At 43.3% G+C, this 20638-nt stretch carries 20 protein-coding genes; 7 read left to right on the plus strand and 13 right to left on the minus strand.

The genetic code is table 11. The features are described 5' to 3' along the window. Positions 1–127: 127 nt before the first annotated feature. Positions 128–2893 carry a DNA polymerase I gene (gene polA, locus FTU72_RS07775; protein ID WP_180052642.1) on the plus strand — a complete coding sequence of 922 codons (2766 nt, stop codon included), beginning with the start codon at positions 128–130 and terminating at the stop codon, positions 2891–2893. A gap of 147 nt (positions 2894–3040) precedes the next feature. Here the strand turns inward: polA and FTU72_RS07780 are convergent, their stop codons facing one another. Genes FTU72_RS07780 through ppx form a run of 5 tightly spaced genes read right to left on the minus strand, consistent with a single transcriptional unit; the run spans position 3041 to position 8161 of the window. Beyond that, the gene (locus tag FTU72_RS07780; RefSeq protein ID WP_004783550.1) at positions 3041–3610 is read right to left on the minus strand and encodes a YggT family protein; all 570 of its coding nucleotides are present in this window, start codon (positions 3608–3610) and stop codon (positions 3041–3043) included. 32 nt (positions 3611–3642) lie between these two features. Then, positions 3643–4473 (minus strand): pyrroline-5-carboxylate reductase, encoded by an 831-nt coding sequence (gene proC, locus FTU72_RS07785; protein WP_004783553.1) that lies wholly within the window; start codon positions 4471–4473, stop codon positions 3643–3645. Positions 4474–4475: 2 nt separating this feature from the next. Continuing rightward, entirely contained in the window at positions 4476–5849 is a 1374-nt protein-coding gene (gene tilS, locus FTU72_RS07790; RefSeq protein ID WP_180052643.1) for a tRNA lysidine(34) synthetase TilS, read from the minus strand. After that, on the minus strand, positions 5786–6610 hold the full coding sequence (locus FTU72_RS07795) for an acetyl-CoA carboxylase carboxyltransferase subunit alpha (protein WP_004783557.1): 825 nt from the start codon (positions 6608–6610) through the stop codon (positions 5786–5788). Before FTU72_RS07795 ends, tilS begins: the two co-directional genes overlap by 64 nt. 30 nt (positions 6611–6640) lie before the next feature. Further along, positions 6641–8161, minus strand: a complete 1521-nt coding sequence (gene ppx / locus FTU72_RS07800) for an exopolyphosphatase (protein WP_180017794.1) — start codon at positions 8159–8161, stop codon at positions 6641–6643. A gap of 261 nt (positions 8162–8422) precedes the next feature. Here ppx and trxA point away from each other — a divergent pair, with 261 nt between their 5' ends. The 3 genes from trxA (at position 8423) to FTU72_RS07815 (ending at position 11029) form a co-directional block, all read left to right on the plus strand. Then, a complete protein-coding gene (trxA, locus tag FTU72_RS07805) occupies positions 8423–8749 on the plus strand; it encodes a thioredoxin (protein WP_005233946.1) in 327 nt (108 codons plus the stop codon). A gap of 321 nt (positions 8750–9070) precedes the next feature. Further along, positions 9071–10339, plus strand: coding sequence for a transcription termination factor Rho (rho, locus tag FTU72_RS07810; protein ID WP_004783562.1), 1269 nt, complete (start codon positions 9071–9073; stop codon positions 10337–10339). Between the two features lie 402 nt (positions 10340–10741). After that, on the plus strand, positions 10742–11029 hold the full coding sequence (locus tag FTU72_RS07815; RefSeq protein ID WP_179992970.1) for a hypothetical protein: 288 nt from the start codon (positions 10742–10744) through the stop codon (positions 11027–11029). A 105-nt stretch (positions 11030–11134) separates the two neighbouring features. Here the strand turns inward: FTU72_RS07815 and FTU72_RS07820 are convergent, their stop codons facing one another. The 3 genes from FTU72_RS07820 to pheS all read right to left on the minus strand — a co-directional run bounded on the left by FTU72_RS07820 (position 11135) and on the right by pheS (position 14964). Then, positions 11135–11431 (minus strand): integration host factor subunit alpha, encoded by a 297-nt coding sequence (locus FTU72_RS07820; protein WP_004783565.1) that lies wholly within the window; start codon positions 11429–11431, stop codon positions 11135–11137. Next, complete coding sequence (pheT, locus tag FTU72_RS07825; RefSeq protein WP_180052644.1) at positions 11428–13809, minus strand: phenylalanine--tRNA ligase subunit beta; 2382 nt, start codon at positions 13807–13809, stop codon at positions 11428–11430. Before pheT ends, FTU72_RS07820 begins: the two co-directional genes overlap by 4 nt. A gap of 174 nt (positions 13810–13983) precedes the next feature. Beyond that, on the minus strand, positions 13984–14964 hold the full coding sequence (gene pheS, locus FTU72_RS07830) for a phenylalanine--tRNA ligase subunit alpha (protein ID WP_180052645.1): 981 nt from the start codon (positions 14962–14964) through the stop codon (positions 13984–13986). 159 nt (positions 14965–15123) lie between these two features. Between pheS and FTU72_RS07835 the strand changes: the two genes are divergently transcribed. Then, positions 15124–16152 carry a hypothetical protein gene (locus FTU72_RS07835; protein ID WP_180052646.1) on the plus strand — a complete coding sequence of 343 codons (1029 nt, stop codon included), beginning with the start codon at positions 15124–15126 and terminating at the stop codon, positions 16150–16152. Between the two features lie 84 nt (positions 16153–16236). Here the strand turns inward: FTU72_RS07835 and rplT are convergent, their stop codons facing one another. Beyond that, complete coding sequence (gene rplT, locus FTU72_RS07840; protein ID WP_004647525.1) at positions 16237–16596, minus strand: 50S ribosomal protein L20; 360 nt, start codon at positions 16594–16596, stop codon at positions 16237–16239. Between the two features lie 11 nt (positions 16597–16607). After that, positions 16608–16802, minus strand: a complete 195-nt coding sequence (gene rpmI / locus FTU72_RS07845; RefSeq protein ID WP_004278281.1) for a 50S ribosomal protein L35 — start codon at positions 16800–16802, stop codon at positions 16608–16610. Between the two features lie 230 nt (positions 16803–17032). Between rpmI and FTU72_RS07850 the strand changes: the two genes are divergently transcribed. Next, positions 17033–18286, plus strand: a complete 1254-nt coding sequence (locus FTU72_RS07850) for an MFS transporter (protein WP_180052647.1) — start codon at positions 17033–17035, stop codon at positions 18284–18286. Positions 18287–18378: 92 nt separating this feature from the next. On the opposite strand, the gene FTU72_RS07855 is transcribed toward FTU72_RS07850, so the two are convergent. The 3 genes from FTU72_RS07855 to FTU72_RS07865 form a co-directional block, all read right to left on the minus strand. Further along, on the minus strand, positions 18379–18801 hold the full coding sequence (locus tag FTU72_RS07855) for a YqaA family protein (RefSeq protein ID WP_034170828.1): 423 nt from the start codon (positions 18799–18801) through the stop codon (positions 18379–18381). A 7-nt stretch (positions 18802–18808) separates the two neighbouring features. Next, on the minus strand, positions 18809–19099 hold the full coding sequence (locus tag FTU72_RS07860) for a hypothetical protein (RefSeq protein WP_159123055.1): 291 nt from the start codon (positions 19097–19099) through the stop codon (positions 18809–18811). A 72-nt stretch (positions 19100–19171) separates the two neighbouring features. Beyond that, a complete protein-coding gene (locus FTU72_RS07865) occupies positions 19172–19792 on the minus strand; it encodes a glutathione S-transferase N-terminal domain-containing protein (protein WP_004783581.1) in 621 nt (206 codons plus the stop codon). Between the two features lie 310 nt (positions 19793–20102). Between FTU72_RS07865 and FTU72_RS07870 the strand changes: the two genes are divergently transcribed. After that, a complete protein-coding gene (locus FTU72_RS07870; protein WP_004783582.1) occupies positions 20103–20567 on the plus strand; it encodes an Hsp20 family protein in 465 nt (154 codons plus the stop codon). Positions 20568–20638 lie beyond the last annotated feature (71 nt).

Below are 20638 nucleotides of genomic sequence, written 5' to 3' on the forward strand. Positions count from 1 at the left end.
ACAACAGCTTGTACTGCTTATTTCATCTTCACCCGATATTCGCTAAGCTGTAGAAACCGACTTGCCCCTGCGAGTGCAGTAAAAATCACGTACAATAAAACTGTTTTTTGAATAAGGAATTGATTACATGCCACCATTTGTCTTGGTCGATGGCTCTTACTTTTTATTTCGTGCCTTTCATGCACTACCACCATTAACCACGTCAACCGGTCTGCACACCAATGCAATTCGTGGTGCGATTTCTGCTATTCAAAAACTGATGCGCCGTACCCAGCCAACCCATATGGCGGTGATTTTCGACACGCCTGAACCGACTTTCCGTCACGAGCTATCACCTATTTATAAAGGTGACCGTCCGAGCATGCCGGAAGAACTGTCACAGCAAATTCCATACTTACATGCCTTGATTCGTGCTTTGGGCATTCCCCTGCATATGCTGCCAGGTGCGGAAGCGGATGACATTATTGGTACACTGGCTAAACGTGCTGAAGCTTTAGGCCATCAGGTGCTGATTTCGACTGGTGATAAAGACATGGCACAGCTGGTGACTGATAAAGTGACCCTGGAAGACAGTTTCAAAGAAAAACCAATGGATGTTGATGGGGTTTTTGAAAAGTTTGGTGTATGGCCAAACCAGATCATTGACTATCTGACCCTGATGGGCGATGCCTCAGACGGTATTATGGGTGTGCCTGGGATTGGGGCGAAAACTGCAGCCAAATTACTCAATGAATATGGCTCGATTGGTGGCATTCTGGAAAATGTCGACAAGATCAAAGGTAAAGTGGGTCAGAATATTAAAGACAATACCGATGGCATTGCACTGGATCATCAGTTGGCCAGCATCATTTGCGATCTGGATTTAAGCTTCACTTATGATGACCTGAAACTTCAGGATCCAAATGTAGAAGCTTTACGTAATCTGTATACTGAACTGGAATTCCGTAACCAGCTGCAATCACTGGATCATCCAAATAATCCCAATAACCGTAATTATAAACAGGCTACCCAATCGATTACTGCCAAAGCAGCACCTGAACCTCAGGAAGCTGATGACCAGCAGGCGACACTGAGCAGTGATAACGATCAGCTCGGAGAGGCGACTTATCATACCGTCTTGACTCAGGAAGATTGGGACAAGCTGTTTGAACGTTTAAATACTGAAAAACGCTTTGCTTTTGATACTGAAACCACCAGTCTGGACTATCGTATTGCACAGATTGTCGGTTTTTCGGTGGCTTTTGATGCCCAGGATGCCTATTACGTACCGCTAGCACATGATTATGAAGGTGCTCCAGAACAGCTAAATCGTGAAGAAATTCTGGCTCAGATCAAACCGATTTTAGAAGATGAAGCGATTCAGAAAATTGGCCACCACCTGAAATATGATGCGCATGTTCTGGAAAATCACGGCATTCATCTGGTGGGCTGGTATTTTGATACCATGCTGGCTTCTTATGTGCTCAACTCGGTTGCCACTCGCCACGGTATGGATGATGTGGCTCGTCTGTACTTAAGCCACTTAACCACGACCTATGAACAGGTGGCAGGTAAAGGCGCCAAACAAAAAACTTTCAATAAAATCGAGATCGAAACTGCCGCCCACTATGCCGCAGAAGATGCGCATGTGACCTATCGTCTGTTTGAAGTACTGAGCAAAAAACTTCAGGCTTATCCTGAACTGGTCAATATTCTGCACAATATTGAAATGCCGGTAGCGCGTGTGCTGACCAGCATGGAAGAAAATGGCATCCGACTGGATCTGGCTTTTCTGGATCAACTCGGTTGTGAGTTCGCTCAAACCATGCAGAATCTGGAAAATCAGATCACGGAAATAGCCGGTGAAGCGTTTAATGTCAGCTCTCCAAAACAGGTCGGTGAAGTTCTATTTGAAAAACTAGGCCTGAAAGGTGGTAAAAAGACCTCTACCGGTCAGTACAGTACCAGCGAAAGTGTACTGGAAAAACTGGAACACCCGATTGCTGAACTGATTTTGGAATATCGCGGTCTGTCTAAACTGAAAAGTACCTATACCGATGGTCTATGCAAACAGGCCAATAACGAAACCCATCGTGTGCATACCAGTTATCATCAGGCACTCACAGCCACTGGCCGTTTATCGTCTACTGATCCAAACCTGCAAAACATTCCAATTCGTGCGGAAATCGGACGTCAGATTCGTAAGGCCTTTATTGCACCTGAAGGTCGTGTCTTACTCGCAGCCGATTATTCACAGATTGAATTGCGTCTGATGGCACATTTATCTCAGGATGATGCGCTAGTAGATGCCTTTAACCATGGACAGGATGTGCATCGCCGTACCGCAGCTGAAGTTCTGGGTATCCCGCTTGAAGAAGTGACCAATGATCAGCGTCGTCAGGCCAAAGCCGTGAATTTCGGTCTGCTCTATGGCATGTCTGAATTTGGTCTGACCCGTCAGTTAGGTTTCACCCGTCAGGAATCACAGGAATATATCAAACAGTATTTCCGCCGCTATCCGGGAATTTATGAATATATGCAGCGTACCCGTCAGGTGGCATTGGAACAAGGCTTCGTTGAAACTATTCTAGGTCGCCGTTTATACACACCTGATATCGATGCCCGTAACATGATGGTCCGCAAAGCCGCTGAACGTGCGGCGATTAATGCACCATTACAAGGTTCAGCTGCAGACATTATCAAAATGGCGATGATTGAGGTTGATAAAATGCTACCTAAAGATCAGGCCAAAATGCTGCTACAAGTGCACGATGAATTGGTATTTGAAGTCGATGAAGCGATTGCAGATGAACTGGCTCCTCAACTGGCCGAAGTGATGCAATCTGTGATTGAAATCTCTGTGCCTTTGGTCGTGGAAGTCGGTAAAGGCATGAACTGGGATGAAGCGCATTAATACTAAAGCTCCTTCCTCCTTTTAGGAGGAAGGTTGGGATAGAGGTTATTTAAATTTATAGACCTCACCCTAACCCTCTCCTACAAGGAGAGGGAATTTTCTTGAAATAAAAAAGGACGCCTAAGCGTCCTTTTCTTTGGGATCTGATTAAAGGCCGGTTAGCAACACAATTGCCACCTGGTTCATAATCATTTCAATTACGATCAATGCCAAAATTGCCAAGATTGGAGACAGATCGATCATCCCCATATTCGGCATGATACGACGGAACGGTGCCAATAATGGCTCTGCAAGTTCCTGAACTACCTCAATATAAGGTGAACGGGATTGCGTAAACATCACCACCCAGCTCAAAATAATTGTTGCAAAAATCAGGTAACGACAGAAACGGATCAAATCCTGCATCATGGTAACGAAGGTTAGAATAAGCAAATGGATTGGACCATTTGGCATTCCCCCAGACAAATACATGATGCCAAAAATTTTCAGCAAATACAGCACGACCAAAAGTGCCAGTGCAGCAGTATTCACCCGGCCTTTACCTGCAGTTGGGAAAATACGCCCAAACACATCTACAATTTTAGTCGCTTTGACAGTAGATAGAACGACAGGATTATAAGGACTCACCGCGGCTAATTGCATTAAAAAGCGGAAGAATACGAGCAAAATCGCGACGTTAATGATAATGCCAAAAATTAGCGCAGAATTTGCACCCATACTTGAACGTTCCTAAAAATTAAACTGATAGATTATTTGCTATTGTCACTGAGCTCTTGGGCCAGTTCCTGACTACGTTTTTGCGCAGCAGCAAGCGCTGCCTGAATATTCTGAGAAATCTGCGCGCGATCAAACACTTCCAATGCCGCCTGAGTTGTACCATTCGGAGATGTTACATTTTTACGCAGCTCTGCCGGTGTATTCGAACTGGTGATCGCCATTTGCGCTGCCCCCAAAGCAGTTTGCAATGTCAATGCAGTAGCTACTTTTTCATCCAGACCTAAATTCTTGCCTGCACGAATCATGCTTTCCATCATATAGAAGAAGTAAGCAGGTCCTGAACCAGAGACTGCAGTTACGGCATCAATCTGAGCTTCTGAGTTTACCCAAATTGTCAGACCGGTAGAAGCCAAAACCTGACTCGCCAGCTCACGGTCATCATTACCAACTTCTGCATTGGCAAATAAACCATGTGCACCAGTCTGTACCAATGCGGGTGTATTCGGCATCACACGGACAATACGATCAGTACCCAATAGCGCAGATAGTGTTGCAATCTCGGCACCCGCAACAATTGAAATCACCAGCTTGCCATCAAGTAAACCTTGAAGTGGTTTTAACACACCAGCTAAAACCTGTGGTTTGACTGCAAACAGGACGATATCCGCATCTTTAATAGCAGCAATATTATCATCGGTGACATTGACTTCTTTTTCTGCAAGAAGTGAGCGTACTTTCTCAACCGGATCAGAAACTGTAATACGCGTTGCTGGCAACCCCTGCGAAATCAGCCCGCCAATCAAGGCTTGAGCCATATTACCGCCACCAATAAAACTAATATTACAATTTAAAGCTGCACTCATGTTTAATGCTCGTCGTTGAATTCTAAAGTTGAAGAAACCGAAATGGGTAGCCATCCCCCTGCTTCACAATATGCAGATTGAGCTAACCAAAATCCTTTAGGTGTAAACACGCCTAGCATAACATTATCTGTGCTTAATATTTGAATAGTATGCCGAGTCCAGGGAAATATTTGCGCTTCCTGAATAGCTTTTTTGAGCGGCCAGTGTCCCACCCGTCCATAGAGATGGATTTTTTCACCCCCCTTCCGTTGCCGTAAATACAAGGGTTGTCCTAATAAAGTGGGAGATAATCCTATCTCAGCCCTTTGAATCCTGAATTGACCGGAAGGAAGATGAACCTGATCTTTATTCTGTAAAATGATCTGCTGTTCGGCTACAGTCGATTGTTGGTCAACCAGATAAACTTCAGCTTTTAGTCGATGCAACTGCTGCTGATAACGCACATAGTAATAGCCCGACCAATGCAGCGCTGCTTGGGCATCTGGTTTCGCTTCAATTACTTCAACCTGTACACGCTCAACCATGTTCAGAGAGGGACGATATTGTCCTTCGCCTTTCATCCAGACCGAGAGTAACTGACGCTGCCGTGCTTTGGATAAACTTGAGAATGAAGATAGATCGAGAATTTCGGCGTTACCACAGAGTTTGATATCCTGCTCTAATACGTCTTGCAGAATGTTTTGTGCATCCTGCATCAGTTCACTGGTACGAGCCAAGGCAGACTGCATTTTCGGATAGCGATGACTTAATACTGGCCACAGCACCTGACGTGCCCAGGCACGGTCATAATGAGTATCCTGATTGGTCGGATCTTCGATATTCTGGATATTTAAATCTGCTGCCCATTGGCAAATCTGCTCACGGGAAATATCCAGTAGTGGCCGCCAGATGGTTAAATCTGTCCGTATATCGATCGCTTTCATGGCAGCCAGACCATCAATCCCTGCCCCAGAAAGTAAGCGCAACATTAAAGTTTCTGCTTGATCTTGCTGATGATGGGCTAAGACCAGAATTTCATCGGGCCGAAGATGCCGTAAATAAGCTTGATACCGTGATTGGCGAGCCTGTGATTCCAGATTGCCGCTGGCAACATGGACGGGCTGAATGATGCAAGGAATATTTAGTTGCTGACACTGATGCTGGACAAAAGTGCCCCATTCATTGCTGATACTTTGCAATTGATGATCAATATAAATTGCGCGGATTTTTCCCGGGCATAAAAAAAACATCAGATGCAGAAGCAGCATAGAATCTACGCCGCCACTGCATCCGATTAGAAATTTTGTTTCTGCAGGAAATTCCTGCAGTTGCTTTAAGATGCCAGACCTAAATTGTCGCTGCCAAACTTCATTAAACGTTGGTAACGTGCTTCGCATCGTGCTTGTGGTTCCATTGCTTGCAGTTCATTTAAAGCTTCTTTCAGGACTGCTTTCAGTTGGTACATGACTTCATCCGGATCCAGATGTGCACCTTCACCTTCATCAACGACGTATTCAACAATGCCCATCTTCTGCAATTTTTCAGCAGTCAATGCCAAAGCTTCACTGGCCTGTTCTGCTTTTTCTGCGGTTTTCCACAGAATAGATGCACAACCTTCTGGTGAAATCACTGAATAAATACTGTGAGAGAGCATCACTACACGATCCGCAACACCAATGCCGAGTGCGCCACCTGAACCACCTTCACCCAAAACTGTAGCAATTACAGGTACTTTCAGATTAGAAAGTTGTGCCAAACTTGACGCAATCGCTTCAGCCTGACCACGCTCTTCCGCACCCACACCCGGGTATGCACCCATGGTATCAATAAAGGTGAAGACTGGCAGATTAAAACGTTCCGCCATATCCAGCAGACGCTGAGCTTTACGGTAACCTTCCGGGTTACTCATGCCAAAATTATGCTGTAATTTTTCACGGGTACTACGACCACGGTGCTGACCCACGATCATCACTGGTTGTCCATCGAAACGTGCCAGACCACCGATCATTGCGCCATCATCACCATAGAGACGGTCGCCATGCAAAGCATCAAATTCAGTGAATATTTCACCTACGTAGTCCAGAAATTGTGGACGTTCCGGATGACGAGCAATCTGTACTGTCGTCCATGCTTTTGATGGGGTAGCTTTATTTTTCATAGGTCAACCGTTTTCATCCCTATAAAGGTATTAATTAACAAATTGTTCAGATTGAACCGAGAGCTCGATCTCCCAATTTTTAAACTGCACCTGTTCATCATGCAGTTCAGCAATCAGTAATGGCCATTGTTTGGCATCACCAGAAATGCTGAGCTGCCATTGTTGCGCATTCTTGACCTTGAGTTCAATGGCAGGAAGCATCTCATCACTACGACTGTGATTGACCAAAACCGCCAGACGCAACAGCAAACACAGCTGTAAAAGTTTAGTTCCACCGACTTTCATCACATCATGCTTGGCATCAGCGCGCAATTTACGACGATGGTGTGCGACCAAATGTGACAAATAATTCTGATCTACCTGCGAAAAACCGGCAATGTCAGAATGTTGCAATAAATAGGCACCGTGGCGGTGATAACCACTATGACTGATCGCTAAACCAATTTCATGCAAATAAGCTGCACGACGAAGTAAATCACTGTCCTCGCTATATAGGCCAAGATCAGCTGCTACATCATCAAACAGTTTTTGTGCAGTCTGCACTACACGTTCGGCCTGCTTGGCATCGGCATTATAACGACCAATTAAGGCATGGACTGAACGATCACGGATATCTTCATGCTTGAAACGACCCAAGAGGTCATACATCACGCCTTCACGTAATGCACCATCTGAATACACCAGATATGGAATATTCAACACATCAAATACCGCATATAAAATGGCAATTCCTGCAGGCAAAACTGCACGGCGGTCATCTTTCAGACCTTCAAACTCCATGTCCGAAACATGTTTATATTTGAATAATTTGTCTTTGAGTTTTTCCAGACCTTCACGGGTGAGCTGCTCTTTATCATTGCTCCAGCCCATGTTGACACAGATCTGGCGACAGGCTTTGATCGTACCACTCGAACCAACCACCGCATCCCAACCGGCAGATTTATAAGTATTGGCAATGCCCGAAATTTCTTTACGTGCCGCAGTCACTGCCTTATCAAAGGCTTTATGGGTGATTTCACCATCAGCAAAGAATTTCTTGGTAAAAGTCACACAACCCATCTGCACAGATTCGGTATGAATGGGTTCAAATTCTTCCCCAATGATGAGTTCAGTCGAACCACCACCAATATCGACTACTAGACGACGGCCAGTATTGGCCATGGTATGTGACACACCCAAGTAAATTAGACGCGCTTCTTCACGACCAGCAATAATTTCAATCGGTTTTGGTAAAATTTCAGCCGCTTTCTGAATAAATTCATGACCATTTTTGGCTTGACGTAATGCGTTGGTTGCCACAATCCTTAACCGGTTTGGTTGTACAGAACCTAAACGTCCGACAAAACGGGCCAGACAAGCCAAACCACGCTGCTGCGCGGCTTCGGTTAAGTTTTTATTTTCATCCAGTCCCGCAGCAAGCTGAACCTTTTCTGACATTGATGCGACTTTTTTCACTTCGCCATGATCCACCCGGGCAATCGCCAAATGAAAACTGTTTGATCCCATATCGATGGCTGCGAGTAATTCTTCATCAATCAAAAAATCAGACATTCTAGAAATAAACCTTTTAAGAATTGTGCTTAGAGTAATTCACAACCATGCAATTTAAAAGCCATTTGTCAGGACAATTTCGCGTAATTATTTTTTTCATTTATAGGACAATTGTATGAGGCGATGGTGACTATCGTGATCATCCATTAGACAAAACAACATTAAAGCTTGAAAATTTACAGATTCCCCTACATTGTTAAAGATGGCTATGTAATACTAATAATTATAGTTATCTTTATAAAATTAATTCTGGAGCACTCCATGTCTGGCAACATCGTAAACACTACTGACGCAAACTTCGAAGCAGACGTTCTTCAATCAGACGTTCCTGTACTGGTTGATTTCTGGGCTGGCTGGTGTGCGCCATGTAAAGCTATTGCCCCTGTACTTGAAGTATTGGCTGATGAATATCAAGGCAAAGTGAAAATTGTCAAAGTTGACGTAACATCTTGCGAACAAACTGCTGTGAATTTCAATATCCGCAACATTCCAGCTTTATTGATGTTTAAAAATGGTGAAGTCGTAGCGACTCAAGTCGGTGCAGCACCAAAATCTAAATTGACTGCATTTATTGATCAAAACATCTAAGCATAAAATGCTATAGTAAAAATACGCGACCAAAGGTTGCGTATTTTTTTCGTCTATAAATTGACAAAAACCTGTTTCTCTCTTATATTTCAACTTCAAGAGATAAAGGATGCTAAATCCTGTCAGTTTCTTACAAGACACATTACATAACATGCCGCTCGGCAATAGAAATTGTTTTCACATTTCTCTTTGAAACAATCAAACAGACCTCTGAATTGTTCTTGTGCAAATTCAATTGCTTTCGTTTGAATGCTTATATGCGGCCGAATGTTACTCCCTTTCTAACCTATACCTTAGAACTTTGATTCTATCTGACCACCTATGAATTTAACCGAACTCAAGAAAAAACCGATTGGCGAACTCATCAAGATTGCCGAGTTTATGGGCCTTGAAGGTATGGCTCGTAACCGTAAGCAAGACATTATTTTTGCCATCTTAAAACGCCATGCGATGAATGGTGAAGAGATTTTTGGTGATGGCGTTCTAGAAATTTTGTCAGATGGTTTTGGCTTCTTACGCTCTGCAGCAGGCTCTTATTTGGCAGGTCCTGACGATATCTATGTCAGCCCATCACAAATTCGCCGCTTTAACCTGCGTACCGGTGACACCATTACGGGAACCATTCGTCCGCCTAAAGAAGGTGAGCGTTATTTTGCTTTGCTTAAAGTCAATCAGATTAACTACGATACCCCGGAAAATTCACGTAACAAGATCTTGTTCGAAAACTTAACTCCATTGTTCCCGACTGAACAGCTTGTGATGGAACTTGGTAATGGTACAACTGAAGATTTAACTGCACGTGTGGTCGATCTGGTGGCGCCAATTGGTAAAGGTCAACGTTCAATTATCGTTGCACCACCGAAAGCTGGTAAAACCATGCTATTACAGAACATCGCGCAATCGATTGTTCGTAACAACCCTGAATGTTTCCTGATTGTCCTTCTGATTGATGAACGTCCTGAAGAAGTCACCGAAATGGAACGTACTGTTCGCGGTGAAGTGGTCGCATCTACCTTTGATGAATCCCCTGCCCGTCACGTTCAAGTGGCTGAAATGGTGATTGAAAAAGCTAAACGTCTGGTTGAGCATAAGAAAGATGTGGTGATTCTGCTGGATTCGATTACCCGTCTGGCACGTGCATATAACACTGTGATTCCTTCATCAGGTAAGGTACTGACCGGTGGTGTTGACGCACATGCACTTGAACGTCCAAAACGTTTCTTTGGTGCGGCACGTAATATCGAAGAAGGTGGTTCTCTTACTATCATTTCTACAGCCCTGATTGAAACCGGCAGTAAAATGGATGAAGTGATCTACGAAGAATTCAAAGGTACAGGTAACCAGGAAATCACGCTAGATCGCCGTATTGCAGAAAAACGCGTCTTCCCTGCGATGAATATCAAGAAATCTGGTACGCGTCGTGAAGAACGTTTGATGTCCGAAGACAAACTGCGTAAAGTTTGGATTCTACGCAAACTCCTGCATACCCAAGATGAACTGGTTGCGATGGAATTCCTGCTGGATCGTATGAAAGAAACCAAGACCAATGATGATTTCTTTGATCAGATGAAACGCAAAGCATCGAACTAAAATTATCGGAAAGGTCACTATTCAAGGTGGCCTTTTTTATGGTTGACGCATGTTACACAATGAAACAATGTACTGAGATATCTGTAAACTTATTTTTAAGTTTTTGATTATTAAAATAAACAGATAAATAACTGTATAATTTTTATAAGCTTAATAAGCCTTTCTCCAATCTATATCTTTCAATTAATTGTTATTTTCTGTTAAAAAACCCTTAATTTTTATCGTTTTTTCACTGTTTTTGATGTTCCCCTAGTAGCAATTAAAAATGCGCAGTGATAGCATATTTGCAGACCAGTTAGACTGCTCCTGCGTTGTTAGTCCCTAACACTATTAGGAATAATAAAAGCATATTACAGCCTGACTTTGGTTTTTTTTAATCTCAATTTTTTAGAGAGTGATGCCATGTTATTCAAAAAAATCGCTATTGCTGCTGCAGTTGCTACTACTTTAGCTTTCGTTGGTTGTGCTAAAAAAGCTGACGACGCTGCTGCTGACGCTAACCAAGCTGCATCTGAAGCTGTAGAAGCTGCTTCTGAAGCTGAAGCTGCTGCTGACGCTGCTGCTGTAGAAGCTACTTCTGAAGTTGCTGCTTCTGACGCTGCTGCTGTTGCTGAAGCTGACGCTGCTGCTGCTGTTGCTACTGACGCTGCTGCTCAAGCTACTGCTGCTTCTGAAGCTGCTGCTCAATAATCTTTACGATTATTCAGTACAAAAAAGAGAGCCTTTGGCTCTCTTTTTTTTGTTTAGAAATATAAAAGATTAAAAAAATAAAATTTTTAAATGAAAAAAAGCAGATCAATTGATCTGCTCATTCCCCACACGTTGACGGAACTTCTGCCCCGCGCGGAACGTAACAACACGGCGTGCAGAAATCGGAATCTCTTCACCCGTCTTCGGATTACGGCCTGGACGTTGGCGCTTATCACGTAATTCAAAGTTACCGAAACCCGATAATTTTACTTGTTCGCCCGAGATTAGCGCTTGGCTAATCTCATCGAAAAACAACTCGACCATTTGTTTAGCTTCACGACGGTTTAAACTCGTGAGCTCACTTAAATGATCAGCCATTTCTGCTTTTGTTAATGCTGTCATGAAGCCCTCAATGTCGCTTGGTAAGTGTTTTCCAACACCTGAAGGATATTATCCATACCTGATTTAATTTCAGCATCTTCCAGTGTACGGCTTGGATGCTGCCAGAGAAGTGCAAATGCCAGTGAGCGTTTCCCTTCTTCTACTCCTTGTCCAGTGTACACATCGAACAACCATGTCGAGCCTAGAAGCTCTCCACCTGTTTTTTCGATAAGTCCCTGAATTTCGCTAACATTAATCTTATCACTAATTAAAAGCGCAATATCACGTCGAACCGATGGAAAACGTGATAATTCTGTAAAATTAGATACATAAGTTTGCAAAACAGCCGATTGATCTAATTCAGCGACCCAAGTCGTCGCCAAATCGAGCTCATCTTCCAGCGACGGATGTAAACGACCTAAGTAGCCAATTGACTGACCATTCACTAGAATTTCAGCAGATTGACCAGGATGTAACCAGCTACGTTCAGAACGTACATATTCTACATTCAGACGCGCAGCTGCCAGAATTTCCTCAATATCACCTTTGAAGTCAAAGAAATCCATTGGCTGCGCTTTACCATGCCAAGTTTCAGGTGTACGTGAACCTGTGGCAATCAAGGCAAAAGTTGGAATCTGTTTTAGATCATGAATCGAAGCCGCATTCTGGTAATCAAAACGCAGACCGAGTTCGAAGAAACGTACACGGTTCTGCTGACGGTTGACATTGTACTGTACGCATGGAATCAGGCTAGACAGTAAAGTTGAACGCATCACTGCCAAATCGCTTGAAATTGGGTTCGCCAAAGCCAATGGATTCACCGCTGGATTCAGCTGTTTTTCCAGTTTCAGGTCAGCAAAACTGAAGCTGATCGCTTCCTGATAACCCAAGGTCACGGCTGTTTGACGAAGCTGAGTTAGTTCGAATTGATCTTCATATTTCGCCAATTTCACATCAATGACTGGTAAGCTGATTTGAATATTGTCATAACCGTGAATACGGGCAACTTCTTCAATCAGGTCTTGGTAAATTGCCATGTCATAACGGTGTGATGGAGGAACCACTGACCACTGACCTTTAGCTTTTACAGTGACGCTGCAGCCTAAACGCGTTAAAGCATCTGTAATGAAATCTGATTCAACTGTATAACCTAATAGTTGATCGACTTGCGCTTGTTCTAGCTCAATCGCTTCACGCTTTGGTAATAGCTCTGGTTTTTCAGCTACAATGATTGGACCAAACTCACCGCCTGCAAGCTCAGCAATCAACTGAGATGCACGATGCATTGCAATCATAGGCAATTCGAAATCGACACCACGTTCATAACGTTGAGATGCATCAGTATGCAGACCGAAACGACGGGCACGGCCAGCAATATGCAATGGCGCGAAGAATGCTGATTCTAGGAAGATTTCAGTAGTTTCATCCGTTACAGATGAAGACAGACCACCCATAATCCCTGCAATCGCTAATGCTTTTTCATCATCTGCGATTACCATCACGTCGTCTTGCAGTTCCACTTCCTGTTCATTTAATAGAACCAGTTTTTCACCTGCTTTCGCCTGACGCACATGTACTGAACCCTGAACCTTACCGCCATCAAATGCATGTAGAGGTTGACCCAGTTCCATCAATACATAGTTAGTGATGTCAACCAAAATACTGTGCTGACGGATACCGGCACGTACTAAAGCTCGTTCCATCCACTCAGGGGTTGGTGCTTTGGTATTGACGTTTTTGATCACACGACCGAGGTAACGTGCACAACCTTCAGTTTCAACAACGACTTTCTTCTCATCTGCAAGAGTTGCTGCAACTTCTTTAATTTCAGGTGCAGTGACAGGCAATTGGTTAATTACACCAATTTCACGTGCGATCCCGCGAATGCTGAAACAGTCACCACGGTTCGGGGTGATGCTGATATCAATCACGTTGTCATCAAGGTCTAAATATTCACGAACATTGACACCGACTGGTGCATCTGCAGGAAGCTCTAACAGACCATCAATTTTGTCTTCAAGATCGATTTCTGAAGCGCCACACAGCATACCTTGTGATTCAACACCACGCAGTTTGCCTTTCTTGATTTTAAAATCGCCTGGTAATACTGCACCGATGGTAGCTACGGGTGCTTTCATACCGGCACGTACGTTCGGTGCACCACACACGATTTGCAAAGGCTCACCTGAACCAATGTTCACAGTCGTTACACGTAAGCGATCTGCATCAGGATGCTGTTCGACAGTCAGGACTTCACCCACAACCACACCTGTGAACGGTTTTGCTGCAGGTGCAAGTTCGTCAACTTCCAGACCCAGCATAGTCAACTGGTCAGAGAGTGTGTCACTGTCGATGGCTGGGTTAACCCATGTGCGCAGCCAATTTTCGCTAATTTTCATACATTCATTTCCTTAATCTCCCCTAGCCCCTCTTTTTCAAAGAGGGGAAATCCCACACCCTATCTTGTTTCGTGTAAGTCCCCCTTTTACAAAGGGGGATTTAGGGGGATTTTTAAATCTAAAAATTAATATGTTTTAGCCACTCAACTTTATAAGAAGAGGCTATCAAATCTCTTAAGCAAACTGGCGTAAGAAACGCACATCGTTTTGATAGAACATACGCAGGTCATTAATGCCATAACGCAACATTGCAAAACGTTCTACACCTAAACCAAATGCAAAGCCTTTGTATTTGTCTGGATCAATGCCCGCAGCGCGAAGTACATTCGGATGTACCATGCCGCAACCCAAAACTTCTAACCATTTGCCGCGCTCATCCATAATATCCACTTCAGCACTTGGCTCAGTGAACGGGAAATAAGACGGACGGAAACGCACTTTCAAATCTTTTTCGAAGAATTCGTTTAGCAGGTTAACCAATAATCCTTTCAATTCAGCGAAGCTAGTATTTTCAGCAACGTATAAGCCTTCAATCTGGTGGAACATTGGTGAATGCGTCTGGTCAGAATCACAACGGTATACACGGCCTGGGCACACGATACGAATTGGTGGCTGCTGGGTTTCCATGGTACGAATCTGTACACCCGAAGTATGGGTACGTAGCAGATGGTTCACATCAAAGTAGAAAGTGTCGTGCATGGCACGTGCAGGGTGATGGCCCGGAATATTCAATGCTTCGAAGTTGTGATAGTCATCTTCAACTTCTGGACCAGTTGCTACTGTAAAACCTGCTTTGGTAAAGAATTGACAGATACGTTCTTGTACTTGGGTCACTGGGTGGATGCTGCCCACCTGTTGGCCACGACCGGGCAAGGTAATATCAATTTTTTCACTAGCAAGCTTCTGCTCTAGTGCAGCTTTTTGCAGTTCAGCCTGACGTTGTGTCAAAGCACTTGTGATGGCTTCACGAACTGCGTGAATTTGTGCCCCGAACGCTTTACGTTGTTCAGGATCCATTTTCCCCAGCGACTTAGATTGTTCCGCGAGCTGGCTTTTTTTCCCCGTAAATTGCACTCGTACTTGATCAAGTGCAGCAAGGTCTTGAGCTGCTGCAATCGCAGCGAGCGCTTCAGTGGTCAGGGCTTCCAGTGACATAGTAACTCTCAAAGCAACAGGTTAGAAATATTTTTAAAAACCCCATATTCTAACAGTTTTTAGGCGAGTTGATGAAGTGCGCTTTTAATGAAAATTAGAATAGCATCATGAATTATAAAAAGTATAAGATAAACATAATATCAATCAGATCAAATCACTATGGCACTCGATCAAATTTGGAAACAGCAACTGACCCTCGTCACTTATGGCAATGAGTTTTTAACTCAGGATCTCAGTTTCAGCCGCTGGCTGAATCACTCCATTTTTAATCAGCACCATTTAACTTTTCGAGATCTGATTTCCCAGCATTTACTGGCACAGCACTTTCAAATCTGGTTAGAAGGTCTGAAAAAACAAGGTGTTCGTCGTATTAGTCTACATTCTTCACATTTACTGGAAGATGAAAATAACCCTAATGCCAATGTTGAGCTGGTTCCTTTGGCTCATGTGATTATCAGTCATCATGCTCAAGGTAAAACCGCCTGGATGATCGGTAAGGAACTGGCTGAATGGTATACCGCTGATAATGATTATGAAGCACCGGAAGCCCAACAGTCGCCTTTACGTCATGAAGTATTCTGGCGTTACGAACTGAACAGTAAACTGGCCAAAAGAATTGATGCTGATCTAGTGCAGCCAAATTGGGATGATATTCATACCTATACTGAACAGGAATTATTTGAACATCATTTAGCTCAAGGATTCACTGAGCCTACTTATACTGGTTTGCCTTATTACGGTACTACCCCAACGATTCAGTCTCACTCAGAAAATCCAAGTCATCTTGCTTTAATCCCAACGGATTATTCATCTGATTATGCTCATCAGACCTTGTACCGTCTGGATGCATTAAGTGATTTTATTCAGACGAAGATTCAACACCCTTATAACGATGATGGTCAGGTACTGAATCCAGAGCAGCAATTAAATCTGCGCCACTTTGCACAAAAAATCGATGAAATCAGTGCCAAGTTCATTGTGAAAGTGGCCAATCATTATAAAACCGCACAACTCACTCCTAAAGTGACGCCTGATCCTTTTGCAGGGATGAATACTGAAGATCGCGCGGTCAAAGTTTCTAAAGCACATAAGCCCCATGACGCAGCTAAATCCAATTCAGGCAATGTGATTACCCTGATTATTATTACGGTGATTATCTGTTTGATTGGATATTATTTTGGGCTTTAAAGACTGATTTGAACGTCAAAAAATAAAAAAGACAGAGATAAAAAAAGACCGCTAAAAGCGGTCTTTTTTCTAAGTCATAAAGACTTATGCAGCCAACGCATCTTTAGCTTTAGAAGCTAGAGCTGCAAACGCAACTGCGTCATGCATAGCGATGTCAGCAAGTACGCGACGGTCGATGATAACCTGAGCTTTTTTCAAGCCAGCGATCATACGGCTGTACGATAAACCGTTTTGACGTGCACCAGCGTTGATACGCGCAATCCATAGAGCACGGAATTGACGTTTCTTCTGACGACGGTCACGGTAAGCGTATTGACCAGCTTTGATTACCGCTTGGAACGCTACGCGGTAAACGCGTGAACGAGCACCATAGTAACCTTTAGCGCGAGCAAGAATTTTTTTGTGACGGCGATGAGCCTGTACACCACGTTTTACACGAGCCATTTATAATCTCCTTAGATGTACGGGCACATACGACGAACTGAAGCAACGTCACTTACGTGAACCATTACACAGCCGCGCAATTGACGAATACGCTTAGCAGATTTTTTGGTCAAAATGTGGCGTTTGAACGCTTGTTTACGCTTAAAACCGTTAGCAGTCGCTTTGAAGCGTTTAGCTGCACCACGGCGAGTTTTCATCTTAGGCATAACAACCTCTTTTGAACACCTGTTCGGCACGTCTGCACCATTGCAAGAACGCCCTGCAGGTAAGGGAGCCGATATTCTAATGCATCTTTGCTTAAAACAAAAGCACTAGTCTTTTTTTCTTGATGAATCTGCAAACTTAGCATTTTTTACGATAAGAATTGAATGATGAATTTATATACTGCTTGCGATATCACTTTATAATTTGTCAATTTTTTCAGTTACAGCTCTTTATGCACATTCAGCCCGATGCATTTGCCGCACTCCGTTATCGAGACTTTTCTATTGTTACCTTAAATCAGTTTTGCCTGACTTTAGCCATTCTGATTCAGGAAATTATTGTTGCCTATTCACTATATCAGATTACCAAAGACCCGCTGACCTTAGGACTGATTGGTCTGGCAGAGGCGATTCCATTTATTTCCCTTTCTTTATGGGGTGGATATGTTGCGGATCGTTTTAATAAGCAGACTATTATGAAAATCTGTTTATTTTTTGCCATTCCGATGCCTGTCATTCTCTGGTCACTGTTTCATTATCACGGTTTGGGAAACCTCAGCACCAGTCAATTATCTTGGGGAATTTATGCCGTCATTTTCTGTCTGGGTACCATTCGTGGCTTTTATAATCCTTCAGCAACTTCACTAAAACCCTTTCTGATTCCACGTGCACTCTATGCCAATGGTGCAACTTGGACCACAATTGGCTGGCAAAGTGGTGTAATTATCGGGCCGATGCTCGGTGGTTTTATGCTGGCGTTTTTAGGTCGGGAAACCAGTCTTCTAACTGTCGCAGTACTGGTCAGCATCTGTTTTGTTCTGATTAACTTATTGCAAAAGCGCGATTTTCCTAAAATTGAAACTGAAAATGTCCTGCATAGTCTGGGCGATGGTTTCCGCTTCATCTGGAACAGTAAAATTGTACTGTGGTCAATTTCCCTAGATCTAGTTTCGGTGCTGTTTGGTGGGGTGATTGCCCTCTTACCGATTTTTGCCGAAGATATTCTAAAAGTTGGTCCAGAGGGTTTGGGTTATTTACGGGCTGCTCCTTCCATTGGTGCGCTGATAACCATGATTGTCCTGACCCGCTTTCCGCCTATGCAACATGCCTGGCGTAATATGCTGCTTGCAGTCGCAGGTTTCGGTGTCTTTACTTTACTATTTGCTTTCTCCAACTCGATGTGGCTATCTCTGTTTGCTCTTGCCATGACCGGGGCTTGTGACAGTATTTCAGTGGTGATTCGTCAGACGATTTTACAGATTTATCCACCCGATAATATGCGTGGCCGGGTTGCTGCAGTAAACGGCATGTTTGTCTCGTCTAGTAATGAACTGGGTGCTTTTGAGTCTGGTCTGGCTGCGAGATATATGGGCACGATTATGGCTACAGTGTTTGGTGGCAGCATGACCCTACTGGTAGTTGCCATCAGCTGGGCGAGAACCAAGGATCTGTTTGGAGTTGATATTACCAAAGGAAATGAAAAATAATTTTTAGTTCTGATGTGCAAAGGTTTTTCAATCAAGAAAATTCTGCGCACTAATGATGAATATAAATAAAAAGAGGCTTTATGCCTCTTTTTTTAAAACATCGCATAAGCCCAATAGACAAACAGATAACGTCCAATTTTGGCAATACTGACTATCAAGATAAAACGGGTAAAATTTTCCTTAAGCAAACCGGCAATTAACGTAATTGGATCGCCAATAATCGGCACCCAGCTCAGCAATAATGACCAATAGCCGTATTTCTGATAGGTACTTTGGGCTTTCAGCATCTGCTGCTCAGAGACTGGAAACCATTTTTTATGCTTATATTGCTCAATCTTGAACCCCAGATACCAGTTCACACAGGAACCCAAGATATTTCCAGCACTTGCAATCATGATGAGCAAGGCCGCCGAATAGCTCCCTTGCCATAATAAACCCAGCAAAACCGCTTCCGACTGCAGCGGTAATAAAGTGGCTGCACCAAAAGCGGCAAGAAAGAGCAGAAACAGGGACATCCCGAGACTAGCGGCTTAAACCCAGTTTTTTCTTGGCTTTAAGATATTCCCAATTCGCCCAGACTATAGCCATAACCATGACCAAAATACGTGACCATTGATATTTCTGGGTGATCGGCTCAAGAGCTGTATTTAAAATCTGACGATCTTTGGTATTCAAGGCACTGATCACCTGATCCACATGCACAATTTCAGCAACGAACAGCAGCAGACAAGCTGCGATACCGAAAATAATACTCCAGTAAATTCGAGGATTCGTTTCCACGATTTTAGTAAAGTTCAGGAAAAAATCTTTCATATACTCACCCAATAAAAAACCACCCAAAGGTGGTTTAATCTACTTTTATCTAGTTTAGCACAAAGGCCAGACTTATCTGACCTGTATTGCTAACGCTCTTTGCACCGCTGGACGCGCAGTCAGGCGTGTCACATATTCCTGTACTTCCGGATAATCAGCCAGATCAATCTGCTGCCATTCATGACGTAGCACCCATGGCAAAATAGCCATATCCGCAATCGAATACTCACCAGCTACATATTTCTGACCAATCAGCTGTTTGTTCAGAACCCCGTATAGACGCTTGGTTTCATTGACATAGCGATCAGTAGCATATGGGATACGCTCAGGAGCAAAACGGCTAAAGTGATGATTCTGCCCCAGCATCGGACCCAAGCCACCCATTTGCCACATCAGCCATTGCTCAACTTCAACACGTTGCTGCTCATCATCCGGATAAAACAGGCCGGTTTTACGACCCAAATATTGCAGAATCGCGCCAGATTCAAAGACTGAAATCGGTTCACCACGCGGGCCATCCTGATCCACAATCGCAGGAATTTTGTTATTTGGAGAGATACGTAAAAAATCAGGTTGAAACTGGTCATTTTCCAGAATATTGATCGGGAAAATTTTATACTCCAAGCCCATTTCTTCTAATGCGATGGTAATTTTATGGCCATTGGGCGTTCCCCAATAATAGAGATCAATCATGTTATTACCTGTTACCTTTTCGTTTTTACATGACATTATTGAAATTTGATCTAGTTATAGCATGATTTAAAGCCTTACTTCCGCATATTTTGTTATAGATTCAGCAGTAAAATCGCTAAATTCAAAGCATTATTTTTAGCTCAAGATGGGTTCAAATATTTTTAAATCTTGAGGCTTGAAAAGCTTCGCCTCAATCCTATATTAGAAATAGAGCAATGATCTATTCAGGAGATTGTTTCTAATCACTGAGTTCATATTGAAGAATTGCATGTTGTTTAAAAAACTTTTCTGAGATCAGGAGGTAAGATCAATGAGCAATTTCAGTCTTAGCCCACTATTCCGTCGTAGTATCGGTTTTGACCGCTTTAATGACCTTTTTGATTATGCAATGCAAAGTGAGGCACCGAACTATCCACATTACAACATTGAAAAAACCGGCGACAACAATTACCGCATTGTGGTTTCTGCTGCCGGATTCAATGAAGACCAGCTAGAGATCAATCTGGAAAATCAGGTTCTGACCATTAGCGGTAAAGCGGTGGAAGAAAATTCAGATACGACTGTGGAATTCCTGCATAAAGGCATCGCCCACCGTTCATTCAAATTGTCTTTAAGACTGGATGAACATGTAGAGGTACAACAAGCTGAATTTGAAAATGGTTTATTGAAAATCGAATTGCAGCGCAATGTGCCAGAAGAAAAATTGCCTCGTCAGATTCCGATTGGCAAAAAGCTGTTAGCTGAAAAAAATGAATCTAACGAGCAGCAAAGCTGATCCTCAACGAAAAGAAAGGCCCGAATGGGTCTTTCTTTTTTAGGACAGAATCCTTAAGCTTGAAAGTGTTC

The sequence above is a fragment of the Acinetobacter sp. YH12137 genome (genome assembly GCF_013418535.1).
GTDB lineage: Bacteria > Pseudomonadota > Gammaproteobacteria > Pseudomonadales > Moraxellaceae > Acinetobacter.

Bases quoted from the DNA above. Each gene is read 5' to 3' on its own strand.
- polA (WP_180052642.1), top strand. From the start codon at position 128: ATGCCACCATTTGTCTTGGTCGATGGCTCTTACTTTTTATTTCGTGCC.
- FTU72_RS07780 (WP_004783550.1), bottom strand. From the start codon at position 3,610: ATGGGTGCAAATTCTGCGCTAATTTTTGGCATTATCATTAACGTCGCG.
- proC (WP_004783553.1), bottom strand. From the start codon at position 4,473: ATGAGTGCAGCTTTAAATTGTAATATTAGTTTTATTGGTGGCGGTAAT.
- tilS (WP_180052643.1), bottom strand. From the start codon at position 5,849: ATGCGAAGCACGTTACCAACGTTTAATGAAGTTTGGCAGCGACAATTT.
- FTU72_RS07795 (WP_004783557.1), bottom strand. From the start codon at position 6,610: ATGAAAAATAAAGCTACCCCATCAAAAGCATGGACGACAGTACAGATT.
- ppx (WP_180017794.1), bottom strand. From the start codon at position 8,161: ATGTCTGATTTTTTGATTGATGAAGAATTACTCGCAGCCATCGATATG.
- trxA (WP_005233946.1), top strand. From the start codon at position 8,423: ATGTCTGGCAACATCGTAAACACTACTGACGCAAACTTCGAAGCAGAC.
- rho (WP_004783562.1), top strand. From the start codon at position 9,071: ATGAATTTAACCGAACTCAAGAAAAAACCGATTGGCGAACTCATCAAG.
- FTU72_RS07815 (WP_179992970.1), top strand. From the start codon at position 10,742: ATGTTATTCAAAAAAATCGCTATTGCTGCTGCAGTTGCTACTACTTTA.
- FTU72_RS07820 (WP_004783565.1), bottom strand. From the start codon at position 11,431: ATGACAGCATTAACAAAAGCAGAAATGGCTGATCATTTAAGTGAGCTC.
- pheT (WP_180052644.1), bottom strand. From the start codon at position 13,809: ATGAAAATTAGCGAAAATTGGCTGCGCACATGGGTTAACCCAGCCATC.
- pheS (WP_180052645.1), bottom strand. From the start codon at position 14,964: ATGTCACTGGAAGCCCTGACCACTGAAGCGCTCGCTGCGATTGCAGCA.
- FTU72_RS07835 (WP_180052646.1), top strand. From the start codon at position 15,124: ATGGCACTCGATCAAATTTGGAAACAGCAACTGACCCTCGTCACTTAT.
- rplT (WP_004647525.1), bottom strand. From the start codon at position 16,596: ATGGCTCGTGTAAAACGTGGTGTACAGGCTCATCGCCGTCACAAAAAA.
- rpmI (WP_004278281.1), bottom strand. From the start codon at position 16,802: ATGCCTAAGATGAAAACTCGCCGTGGTGCAGCTAAACGCTTCAAAGCG.
- FTU72_RS07850 (WP_180052647.1), top strand. From the start codon at position 17,033: ATGCACATTCAGCCCGATGCATTTGCCGCACTCCGTTATCGAGACTTT.
- FTU72_RS07855 (WP_034170828.1), bottom strand. From the start codon at position 18,801: ATGTCCCTGTTTCTGCTCTTTCTTGCCGCTTTTGGTGCAGCCACTTTA.
- FTU72_RS07860 (WP_159123055.1), bottom strand. From the start codon at position 19,099: ATGAAAGATTTTTTCCTGAACTTTACTAAAATCGTGGAAACGAATCCT.
- FTU72_RS07865 (WP_004783581.1), bottom strand. From the start codon at position 19,792: ATGATTGATCTCTATTATTGGGGAACGCCCAATGGCCATAAAATTACC.
- FTU72_RS07870 (WP_004783582.1), top strand. From the start codon at position 20,103: ATGAGCAATTTCAGTCTTAGCCCACTATTCCGTCGTAGTATCGGTTTT.